The organism is Spiroplasma apis B31 (assembly GCF_000500935.1).
Taxonomy (GTDB): Bacteria; Bacillota_I; Bacilli_A; order Mycoplasmatales; family Mycoplasmataceae; genus Spiroplasma_A; species Spiroplasma_A apis.
Genome location: NC_022998.1, coordinates 139,111 through 150,550, shown reverse-complemented (window position 1 = coordinate 150,550; position 11,440 = coordinate 139,111). Strand labels below are relative to the sequence as shown.

The following is an 11,440-nucleotide window of genomic DNA, read 5'->3' as shown; positions in this document are numbered from 1 at the left end:
TCTATAAATTAAATCTAATTGTATTTTACAATAGAAAAAACACCAATAGGTGCTTTTGTTATAATCATTCTTTAAATCTTTTTATATAAAGTGTTTTTACCAATTGTGCTAGCATTATGTAACATAAGACAAATGACAAAGCAACCGGTAAAAATACCAATGGTGGTTGTTCCATTTTAACAAGTCTATTTATTGGTGAGTATGGGACTAATATAGCCATACCACAAACAAATATTGTAGATGCATTCACTTGTCATGATGCATTCGATTGAATAAATGGTAATTTCTCTGTTCGATACATTTGCATAACTGCAGTTTGCGTCATTAAACCGACTACGAACCAAGATGCATTAAAGCGACTAGTAGAGCTGGCATCAAAACTATCTGGGTCAACATTTATTCCAGGTTTTATTCCAATATAACTTTGGAATCCGTAAAGTAAAACAATGAACGTTAGTATATCAAATATAGAACTTACCGGACCGTTTATTAAAGTAAACCATATGATATTTTTTGTTCTAAGTGGTCGTGGATTATCAGTAAACTTTTTGTCTACTTTATCAAAAATAAATGCAAACATAACTATATCATATAAAAGATTTTGAAGAAGTAAGTGAATTGGTTGCATTGGTGAAACAACAGTTATGAATAATGCCACCAATACACTTAGAACATTTCCAAAATTTGAAGCAATTGTAACTTTTATGTATTTTAGAATGTTAGCTAGCGAAACTCTTCCTTCATGAACTGCTATTTCTATTGGTAATAAAGAGTCATCCATCAATATGATGTCTGCTGCATCTTGAGCAATGTTTGAAGCATTTGCAAATGATATTGCAACATCAGACTCTCTAAGAACAGGCGCATCATTTATCCCATCACCCATGAAACCAACTACGTGACCTTGATCTTTTAATGCTTTGATTATCATAGACTTGTGTAAAGGACTCAGTTTGACGAAAACGTTTCCTTCTCGTGCCGCCTTAGCAAGTTGAGATTCATTCATTTCTTCAATTTCTTTTCCAGAGAAAAGTTTTGTTATTTTAAAGTCGACCTTTTTACAAATTGCTCTTGTGATAACTTCACTATCACCAGTAAGAACTTTTGCATCGATTCCTTTATTTTTTAAGTTTTTTATAATTTTTTTTGAAGTGGTTTTTGGTTCATCGAAGAAAGTAGCGAAACCATAAAATATCAAATCTTCTTCTATGTCTTCGTCCTCTAACTCATTGTGAGCTACACCTATAACTCTAAATCCATCTTCATTTAAAGCCTTTGCTTTACTTACTATTTTTTCTCTGTAATCATCTGTTAATGGTTCAATTACACCATTCACAGCTATTCTGTCACAAATTTTTAAAACTTCTTCAATTGCGCCCTTAGTGAATATTTCCTTTTGTTCTTTTTTAGAAAGAATTACAGATAACATTTTTCTTTTAAAGTCAAATGGAACTTCTCATTCTTTAACATACTCTTCAACATTGGGTTTATCGATTAAGTTTGATAATAATACAGCATTATCTGTTGGATTTTGAAATCCAGATTGGAAGTAGCTATTTAAATACAAAATTCTATTTAATTTTTCATTACGTTGATTTGTAACATCCAATACTTTTTCCAATATGATTTCACCATTTGTTATAGTACCTGTTTTATCGGTACAAAGTATATCAATGGCACCCATGTTTTGTACAGCATTTAAGTTTTTAACTAAAACATTGTGTTTTTTGATTTTAGAGTAACCTCTAGTAAGATTTGAGGTAACAATAATGGGTAACATTTCTGGAGTAAGTCCAACTGCTATCGATAAAGAGAATAATGCTGCATTTAATCATTTGCCATCTCCAATAGGTCTTAGACCAAAAACTAATAAAACAATTGGAGTAACTGCAAGCATAAAAGCAATCAATAAAAATGTTATTTTACGAATACCTTTATCAAATGAACTCTTTGGTCTTTTTTCTGTTATTTTGTCATTTATTGTAGAAAAGTATGTGTTTTTTGCTGTCGCCACAACGATCGCTAATGCTGAACCTGAAACTACATCTGTTCCTGTATAACAAATATTTTCATACTCCAAATAATTTGTGTTGATATTTGTATCTTTTTTTTGCACAGGAAATGATTCTCCTGTTAATGCAGCTTGATTAAGATATAAGTTATTAGATCAAACAATTCTTACATCTGCTGGTATTAAGTCACCGTTTGATAGATAAATCAAATCACCAGGGACAAGTTCTTCTGTAATGATATTATGTGCTTCTTTGATCAACTTGATAGAGTTGGCATTATCAATTGTTTGCACATTAAACTCTGTATTTCTTATTACTTTACATGTTTGCTTACTATCGTATTTCATTTTTTTAATGACAAGAAATGATCTAACTTCTTGAAAAAATGTGATTGTTCCACTTAGAACAATCATAAATAGTACCAATAAAGCTCCGAAAAGATCGAATATTTCTGACCCACTATCTGAAAAATATTGATAAAAGCTAAACGAGTCAATAACTATTAAAATTAAGTTAAAAGGGCTTAAAAAAGATTTAACAAATGCGTTGAAAACATTAAAACGTTTAGCATCAAGTTTGTTTTCCCCATATTTAGTTGCAAGTTCTTCAACTTCGTCGTCATTTAAACCAAATCTTGAAATGTTAAACTTTTTTAAAACCTCTTTAGAAGATACATTTGAGAAAACAGCTAGTTCATTGCTCATATTTTTAGCTGTATTTTTTTTATTATTATTTTTAATTTCGTTTTTCATAACCTCTCTCCTTTAAAGAGAGTGCTCGTTTTATACTACTGAAAAATTGGTGCATAATATGGCACTCCCTTTATTTCTATTTTTATTGATAAGTTCCATTTTGGCGGAAGGAATGCTCATATTACCACCTCTTTCTAATGCTTATTAATTATAACTTATCTTAATATAAAAAATCAACTTTAATTAGTTGATTTTACTTCTTTGAGATCGTCAATTTTTGATTTTCCGTCTGCTGTTAAAATATATGTTGGATCTTCTTCTTTAGGTTCAATTAAACTTCTAACCCATGTTTTCTTGAAGTATAAAATTAATGCAGGTATCAACTTAAATGTTTCGCATAGACATGTAATTAAATGAACTCATACGATGTCTAAGGTGAATAGCCCTGACTCTGGGAAAATGTGTTTGTTAGCTAATATAAGAAATGCTAGAGTTGGAATTTGAATAGTTCAATTAAATCCAGAATCCATCAAGAATGAACTTATAACACTACCACCCGCTCTTAGAACGGAGTAACAACAATTATTAATCATAATAACTGGATAAGTCATAGTATATATAAAAATCATTCATATACCAATCCTGTTTGCTTCAGGAAGAGCATTAGGGAATATCAAGTTTGGAATTACAAATGAAAGACCAGATAATAATGCTGTAAAACATATACCTATAACAAAACTTAGTCTCATTAAATGAGTAGCGTTGTATTTAGCTTTATCAAACCTTTGTGCTCCTAGCTCATTTCCAACCAGGGTTGATATACCGGCATTTAAACCATGATACATTGGCGAGAAGAAGGCCATTAACATGGTTTCATACATTGCATTAGCCGTTAGTGACTCTACGGAGTATAAAGCTCTCAATTTAACTTGTAATACTTGTGCAAATGCATAAAGTGTTTCATTAAATAAAATCGGAATAGACTTCAAAAGAACAAGTTTTACAATGATTCTATTTATCAAAAAATGTTTGATTCTAGGAATGAATTCGAATCTTTTAATTGATAATAAGCAAAAAATGAATATAGTTTGCATTATTCTAGAAGCAACTGTTCCATATGCAGAACCTTCAACTCCAAACCCTATAAATCCTGGGATAAATGTTGGAGATGTTAAGAATATATTACAAGTTGAATTAGCTACAAGTGATATTGACGCCATAAATAAAGAATAAAATGGTCTTCTTGTTTCTCTTAAAACAGTTACAGTCACTTGATTAATTGTTAATAAGATGTAACTCATTGAAACTATTCTATAATATCTGACACCTTCTTGCGTTGCTAGCTTTGCTGCTTCGTTTTGAAAGTAACTAAAATAAGACATAATTGAGTCTTTTTCAGCTACAAGTTGGTCAGTTGGTTTAGATACATTTAAAGGATGAGTGGTGAATCCTATCATCTTCTCAGTAATTCCTGGTATAGCAAACAGCATAAATAATACTGTTATTGATAATGTCAAATACATTTTCAAGGCTGTTACTTGTTTTAGTTTTTGATACTCACCCGCACCGAAATATTGTGCTGAAAATATTCCAGCACCATAACAGAAACCAGAAACCATACAAAACATAATTATATATAGCTGATTACTTGCTGAAACCGCATTAACACCTATTTGACCCGCTTCATAAAACATACCATCACCAGCGTAACCTAATAATCCGTTTTGTTCAAGTAGCTTCAAAAAATCAGGGTTTGTTGATAATTCCTTTCAACCAGAGTCTTTAATGTAGTTTAACAATTCTTGAAACCCATTTATATGTTCTGGCCTAAGATGGTTAACAAAAATATTGTCGACCAAATCTGTAGAAGCCATAATAACTTCTTGGAGTACTGATCATAAAATTATTGTCAACGTCAGTTTATATCATTGTTTTTCTGCAAAAAATCTTTTTTTAACTTTATTCTTTTTATGAATAGTTGTAGTATCAAGACTTTTTTCTTTCAAGATGTAGTTGTCTTCTTTCATGATTACCCCTTCTATTTTCAATGTTTAATAAGAAAAGACACTTCCCTAAAATACATGAAGTGCCTTATTTGATTCTAAATGGTCGGAACAAGTGGACTTGAACCACCGACCTCACCCTTATCAGGGGTGCGCTCTAACCAGCTGAGCTATGCTCCGTAAAACAATATTAATTATAAGATAATCATTCATAATTTGCAAACTTTTTTTATAAAAATAAATTATTAATTATGATTTTTTATCAATCAATAAAAAAAACATCTTTATTTAAGATGTCGCAGTTTCAATAATGGTGGTTTTGGACGGAATTGAACCGCCGACACGTTGAGCTTCAGTCAACTGCTCTACCAACTGAGCTACAAAACCATTAATAATGGCGACCCCAACGGGACTCGAACCCGTGATCTCCTCCGTGACAGGGAGGCGCGATAACCAACTTCGCTATGGGGCCAAAATGGTTGCGGGGGCAGGACTTGAACCTACGACCTTCGGGTTATGAGCCCGACGAGCTACCAACTGCTCCACCCCGCGATATAAAATGGCGGAAGATGAGGGATTCGAACCCCCGCTCGGGTTTCCCCGACTCTCGGTTTTCAAGACCGACCCCTTCAGCCAGACTTGGGTAATCTTCCGTATTTATTTCGTTCCACATAATTCGCGAATTTATCTAGAGTCAAATTATGGTGGACCTTATTGGACTCGAACCAATGACCATCCGGTTATGAGCCGGATGCTCTAACCAACTGAGCTAAAGGTCCATAATATAAAATTGATAAATATATGGTAGCGGGGAAGAGACTTGAACTCTTGACCTCCCGGGTATGAGCCGAGCGCTCTAACCAGCTGAGCTACCCCGCCATATATATGGTGGACCCGAACGGGATCGAACCGTCGACCCCCTGCGTGCAAGGCAGGTGCTCTCCCAGCTGAGCTACGGGCCCATATATAAAATAAATATTAAATTAATGGTCGGGAAGACAGGATTCGAACCTGCGACCCTTCGGTCCCAAACCGAATGCTCTACCAAGCTGAGCCACTTCCCGAAGTAATGAATATTAATTTTGAATATTCATTAGTTGTTCCTAAAATGGCGCGCCCTAAGGGACTCGAACCCCTAACCTTTTGATCCGTAGTCAAACGATCTATCCAATTGATCTAAGGGCGCAAATAATAATAAAAACAACCAAAAATATTATAATACAATTTTTAATAATTATTGCGATTTGTTATAAAATCGACAATATTTATTATAACAAATATATTTTTAATGTATATATTTTTTTCAATTTTTGTTAAATAGTTGCAACTTTTACATTTACAAGTACTTTAAAACCCACCGAGGTGGGTTTTGATTATTTATTTCATTTTGGAGGTACCAGTCGGAGTCGAACCGACGATCAGGGAGTTGCAGTCCCATGCCTTAGCCTCTTGGCTATGGTACCATTACAAAAAATATTATAACAAATTTGAACTCTAAATTAAAAAAAGTTAGAAAATTCTAACTTTAAATTTTTGTTGCTATTATGTTGTTGTATCTATCAACTAAATAATTATCTAACTCTTCATTGAATCCAAATGGTTCACCTTCTTTTGAAGGTAAAAATCATTTAGCATATAATGAGTCTTTTCCATAGCCTTCTTGTATTTTATCAATAACACTTTGCAAAGGAGAAGTTTGGCTTGTTTCTTCTACGATAGCCATTTGACTTTCGTGAGAATAGATAAAGTTGATAAATTTGTATGTTAAGTCAATATTACGGTTACTTTTACTGATAACTAAGTCGTCACTAAAAATATTTGTTTTTTGTTTTTTGTCTTTATTAAGTTCTGATTTTGCACCAGGTACACCAGTAATAACTTTTGGAGTTTCAGCATTTTCTTCTTCATCACCTTCTGCACTAGCTTCTTGTTTTGAAAGACTGTCTTCTTCTCCGCCTTCTGATTCATAATCAGGTGATAGTGATCATAAAACATCACCATTATACATAACAGCAATATCATAATCACCATCATGAACTTTATCCATTAATTGATCTCCGTATACCCCAACATTTCTAGGTTTTAATAGTTCTATTACAGCTTCGGCTGCTTTGTCAATTTGTTCCATTCTTGAAGGTAATGTCTTGTTATCATCTTTATTCGGTACAGATTCGACATTTCCATATAATTTTTCAAACGCATACATAAATACGTTTTTTGGGTCTTCATTAAGTGCAACGTTAAGATTTTCTTGAGCTGCTTCTCATAAAATATTTCAACTTAAATTTTTTTCATTTAGTATTCAACCATCAGCTTCTGGTTGAGTATCCGTATTTTGATAAATCAGGTTATTTTCTGGAGATGAAATATCTTCTCCCTCATTATGACTTTTCAAAAACTCTAAGACATTTTCATTTTCTAAGTTGAAAACTATTCGAACATCTCCTCAAACATAAGGCACTGAATATGAAAGTATATTTAAATCTTCATTTTTTCCAACTGTTGTTAATTTCATAGTTTCTTGCAGGGCATCATTTATAGCCTCAGTTGCATTTTCATCTTTTTTATCAGAGCATTCTTTTTTATTCAATAACTCATTAGGAGTTTTGATATTTTCTATTTTACATCAATCAATTTCTTGTAACATATTTTCTTCGGCCATTTTTTTAACCATATAGTCACTTGGAACCATGATGTCATAATTGAAAGTGTAGTTTTTGTTATATAAACTTTCGTTAGAGTCATACTGTTGATAGTTTATTTTAACATTATTTTCAGATTCAAATTGCGCTAGTAATTTTGGATCAATATAACTTCCTCAGTTACCAATAACCAAATCATAGATATTGTTCATAATGTATGCTGTTGTAACTAATGAGAATGAACCCAAAAGAATAGTTCCCATTGAAAGTTGTTTTCAGTTTCTTTTGAATCATCTGTTTCTTGTTGAAACGTAATCTGCAGACAATACATCAGGAAAGTATTTTGCTTTTTTCTTTTCTGTATCAATCTTAATATTTTCTAGTTTTTCATTGTTCTTTTTGATATTTGATAATATTTTTGCTAACTTTGAATCAACTACTTTTGATTTTCTTTCTTCATATGATGCTAATTTCTCTTGATAATTTGAAAGCTTGTTTTTTGATGCTTCTAGCTTGATAATTGCTTTATCTAATGCATTTGAGAACGAAACTTTTTTGAATACTTTTCATTTAGCTTCTTCTAGCATTTGATATTTTTTAGCTATTTTCTCATCAGTTTTTAATTTAACTGCTTGTATTTTTTCGATTGTTGAGCGAAGCTTAAAGTTATTTCTTCCTTCAATCAATTGATCTTTTTTTATAGTTAGTTTTGCAATTTTTTTATCATATCATGTAATAAGACTTTGACTTGGGTTTTGCAAACCATTTTTTTCTTCTTTTAAATTGTTAATTTGTTTAATTAAATCATTAGCTAACTCTTTATCGTAAGAGTCTCTTTCTTTGATTCAATCAAGTTCTTTTTCATAATAACTAATTTTTTTATCTAACTTAGACAATAATGAAGATAGTTTTTTATTTCTCTTTTCATTTTTTGATAACGCAAGTTTAGAACTCAATTGACTTTTCTTAAGAGTTAATTTTGCATGAATTGTTTGCAATCTACTCTCTTCTTTTATTTCATTTGAGATTCTATCAAGTTTTCACTCCAGTTTACTAATTTTTGCGTTGTGGTTAATTGCATTTAACCTTTTTACTTCTAATGAAATAATTCCATAATTAATTCATTTGAATATATTCATACTTCTTCTAAGAACTGTATTTGTTTCAACACATTTATTGTAATAAGCAATTTTCTTTTTTAACTGACTTATTTTTTTTATTTTATATTCACCTTTTTTAATTTGATTCTTTGTTTCATTTGCTTTTTGAAATGAAAGATGAACTGCATTTCAGATGATGATTACAAATAATATAACTGCTACAAGCACTGTACCAAAAGCGTTTATATATGGTTGCATTTTTTTAGCAGTATAAATAAATGTTGATACGTTAGTTTGTCCACCACCTGTGAAATATGAAATTATAAAGTCGTCAAAACTCATAGCAAAACAAATTGCTGATGCAGTTATTATACAAGGTGTAAGAATTGGTAATACAACTTTAAAAAATGTTTTTGTAGGTGTTCCACCAAGATCTTTAGATGCTTCCAAAATATTTTTATCTAATCTTAGCATAAATGGAAGAACAGTAATTATTACATAAGGCACGTTAAATGAAACGTGTGCTGCAATTAGAGTAAAAGCTCCAAACTTTAAACCTGCTATAACAAATAATAGCATCAGTCCAACAGCTGTAATAACATCTGCATTTACTAGTGGTATATTTGCTACACGCACTCAGTTGTTAGATTGTCTTCTTTTGATTCTCGCTAAACCAACACAAGCCATAACACCAATTACAACAGATATAATTGTCGATACCATTGCAACAAATAGTGATACGATAATTGATTTAACGAATGGTGAGTAACTTAGAAAGTAACTATATCATTCAGTGCTATAACCTTCAAATGAGCTAAGAGTTTTTCCAGAGTTAAATGAAAAAAACATCATAACTGCAATTGGTACATAAATAAATAATAGTATTATTGCGAAGTAACTTGATTTAATGAATTTTTTCATTTTTTAGACCCCCTTACCTCAAATTTATTTGAAATTAATTTCATTAACCCCATTATTATAAATAGTAGGGCAGCAAGGACAACAGCTACTGTAGCTCCAAATCCAAAGTCTGATCCTTTGAAAAAGTAGTTTTCAATAATTGTGGTAATTAAATTAATTTTACCGTCACCCATATATCTCACAATAAGTAGTGAAGTTGCTGCTTGAACAATCACTAATGTAAATGCTGTGAAAATACCAGGTAAAGATTGCCTAAAAGTTATATGTCAAAAGGCTTTTGCTTTACTGGCTTTTAAATCAAGCGCAGCTTGATAATAATTTGGGTCTTGGTTTTCTAGAGCATTATATATTGGAGAAATTGAGAATGGTATAAACATATAAACCATTCCAATTATAACTGCAAACGGAGTTCCTATTGTTGTTGAACCCATTAAGTAAAATAAACTTCTCAAACCAAGTATTTTTAGTAGCATACTAATTCATATTGGTAAAGTTAATAATATTCATACGTTTTTAGCTACTCATTTACTTTTTAATTGAGATAGAATCAGCGCTATTGGGTAGGCCATTATAACGCAAATAATACTTGCTATAAAAGCATATAAAAGTGATAATCCCATAACAGACATTATTCCTGATGAGCTAAACAATTTTCAAAAATTATCTAAGTTTACAGAAAACTTAAGACTATTTCCAGTTGGCTTAACTATTGCAAATATTATGATTCCTAATAATGGTAATATTACTAAAATTACCATTGTAAGTATGAAGGGTAATAAAACTGGTCATATTTTCCCCTTCATTGCTTTGACAACTTTGAAATTGCCGATTCTTTCCTTAAGACTTTTTTTAGGATAGACGAATTCTTGATTTTCACCTTCCGATTCGATTATTTCAATATCTTCTAATTCATGTTCAACTTCTTGATCTAAGTCAAGATTGTCATTTAAAACATTTGTAGTATCTTGATTAATCATTAATCGTCAATTTCTTTTCACATTACATGAAGATCATTGTCAAATCATTTTATAGAAACTTTCTTGTCAAAATCGTGGAACTCGGTTGTATGTGCAACAAATGTTCTATACTCAGTTTTGATAGTTATCTCATAATGAACACCTTTGAAAATAACATTTTCAACGATACCATCAAAGTAACCTTTTCCGGGTTCTGAAATCTTGATATCCTCAGGTCTGATAACTATGTCAATATTAGTTTCGTTTTCACCAAAACCTTTGTCTATACAATCAAACTCTTTTCCATCAAATTTAAGTCTTAAGTCTTTTATCATAACACCATTGTCAATGACATTTGAAACTCCGATGAAGTTTGCAACTCATCTATTTTCTGGTTCATTGTAAATTTCTTCTGGTGTTCCTATTTGTTGTATGTTACCTTCATTCATAACGACAACTCTATCACTTAGTGTTAGTGCTTCTTCTTGGTCATGTGTTACTAAGATAAATGTTATTCCAATTTCTTCTTGCAAATCTTTTAACTCGTTTTGCATTCTTTTTCTTAATTGTACGTCAAGAGCCGACATTGGTTCATCAAGTAACAATATTCTAGGTTTTAAAACTAAGGCTCTGGCGATTGCCACCCTTTGTTTTTGACCACCACTAAGTTCATGAACTCTTTTATTTTCATGACCTTCTAAAGAGAACTTTTTGATATATTTCATTACTTCTTGTTCTATAAGGTCTTCTTTCATTTTTTTGATTCTTAGACCATAAGCTATGTTGTCATAAACATCATAGTGAGGAAACAAGGCATAATTTTGAAAAATTGTGTTAATCTGGCGCTTATTGCTGGGTATTGGAGTTAAGTTTTTTGATTCAAAAAGCAAATCCCCAAAGTCTTGTTTTTCACGTCCACCGATTATGTTTAGGGTTGTGGTTTTTCCACAACCAGAAGGACCTAAAAGAGTTATGAACTCTCCTTCGTGGACATTAAAACTAACACCTCTTAAAACAACTTTTCCATCGTAACTTTTAGTCAAGTTACGAATTTCCAAAATGTTTTTATTATTTTTCATTGTGTTTTCTCCCTTTAAGTAAAGTATTTAATTGT

The 11,440-nt window shown here is 31.4% G+C and carries 5 protein-coding genes and 11 tRNA genes; all 16 read right to left on the bottom strand.

The annotated features are described in order from the left end of the window. Positions 1 to 58: 58 nt before the first annotated feature. The gene (mgtA, locus tag SAPIS_RS00695) at positions 59 to 2,764 is read right to left on the bottom strand and encodes a magnesium-translocating P-type ATPase (RefSeq protein WP_023788906.1); all 2,706 of its coding nucleotides are present in this window, start codon (positions 2,762 to 2,764) and stop codon (positions 59 to 61) included. 179 nt (positions 2,765 to 2,943) lie between these two features. Further along, positions 2,944 to 4,731 carry an MATE family efflux transporter gene (locus SAPIS_RS00690; RefSeq protein ID WP_023788905.1) on the bottom strand — a complete coding sequence of 596 codons (1,788 nt, stop codon included), beginning with the start codon at positions 4,729 to 4,731 and terminating at the stop codon, positions 2,944 to 2,946. Positions 4,732 to 4,810: 79 nt separating this feature from the next. After that, a tRNA-Ile gene (locus SAPIS_RS00685) sits at positions 4,811 to 4,887 on the bottom strand. Between the two features lie 131 nt (positions 4,888 to 5,018). Continuing rightward, a tRNA-Phe gene (locus tag SAPIS_RS00680) sits at positions 5,019 to 5,094 on the bottom strand. Between the two features lie 8 nt (positions 5,095 to 5,102). Continuing rightward, a tRNA-Asp gene (locus tag SAPIS_RS00675) sits at positions 5,103 to 5,179 on the bottom strand. A 4-nt stretch (positions 5,180 to 5,183) separates the two neighbouring features. Then, positions 5,184 to 5,259 (bottom strand) — tRNA-Met (locus SAPIS_RS00670). A gap of 8 nt (positions 5,260 to 5,267) precedes the next feature. Beyond that, a tRNA-Ser gene (locus SAPIS_RS00665) sits at positions 5,268 to 5,360 on the bottom strand. Between the two features lie 49 nt (positions 5,361 to 5,409). Continuing rightward, positions 5,410 to 5,486, bottom strand: a tRNA-Ile gene (locus SAPIS_RS00660). A 23-nt stretch (positions 5,487 to 5,509) separates the two neighbouring features. Then, positions 5,510 to 5,586, bottom strand: a tRNA-Met gene (locus SAPIS_RS00655). 7 nt (positions 5,587 to 5,593) lie between these two features. Continuing rightward, a tRNA-Ala gene (locus tag SAPIS_RS00650) sits at positions 5,594 to 5,669 on the bottom strand. A gap of 25 nt (positions 5,670 to 5,694) precedes the next feature. Beyond that, a tRNA-Pro gene (locus SAPIS_RS00645) sits at positions 5,695 to 5,771 on the bottom strand. 45 nt (positions 5,772 to 5,816) lie between these two features. Further along, positions 5,817 to 5,893: transfer RNA gene (locus tag SAPIS_RS00640), tRNA-Arg, on the bottom strand. Positions 5,894 to 6,095: 202 nt separating this feature from the next. Further along, positions 6,096 to 6,170: transfer RNA gene (locus SAPIS_RS00635), tRNA-Cys, on the bottom strand. 62 nt (positions 6,171 to 6,232) lie between these two features. Then, complete coding sequence (gene potCD / locus SAPIS_RS00630; protein ID WP_023788904.1) at positions 6,233 to 9,370, bottom strand: spermidine/putrescine ABC transporter permease/substrate-binding protein; 3,138 nt, start codon at positions 9,368 to 9,370, stop codon at positions 6,233 to 6,235. After that, on the bottom strand, positions 9,334 to 10,347 hold the full coding sequence (potB, locus tag SAPIS_RS00625; RefSeq protein ID WP_023788903.1) for a spermidine/putrescine ABC transporter permease: 1,014 nt from the start codon (positions 10,345 to 10,347) through the stop codon (positions 9,334 to 9,336). The genes potCD and potB overlap by 37 nt, the downstream gene beginning before the upstream one ends. Continuing rightward, the gene (potA, locus tag SAPIS_RS00620) at positions 10,347 to 11,405 is read right to left on the bottom strand and encodes a spermidine/putrescine ABC transporter ATP-binding protein (protein WP_023788902.1); all 1,059 of its coding nucleotides are present in this window, start codon (positions 11,403 to 11,405) and stop codon (positions 10,347 to 10,349) included. Before potA ends, potB begins: the two co-directional genes overlap by 1 nt. Positions 11,406 to 11,440: the final 35 nt, after the last annotated feature.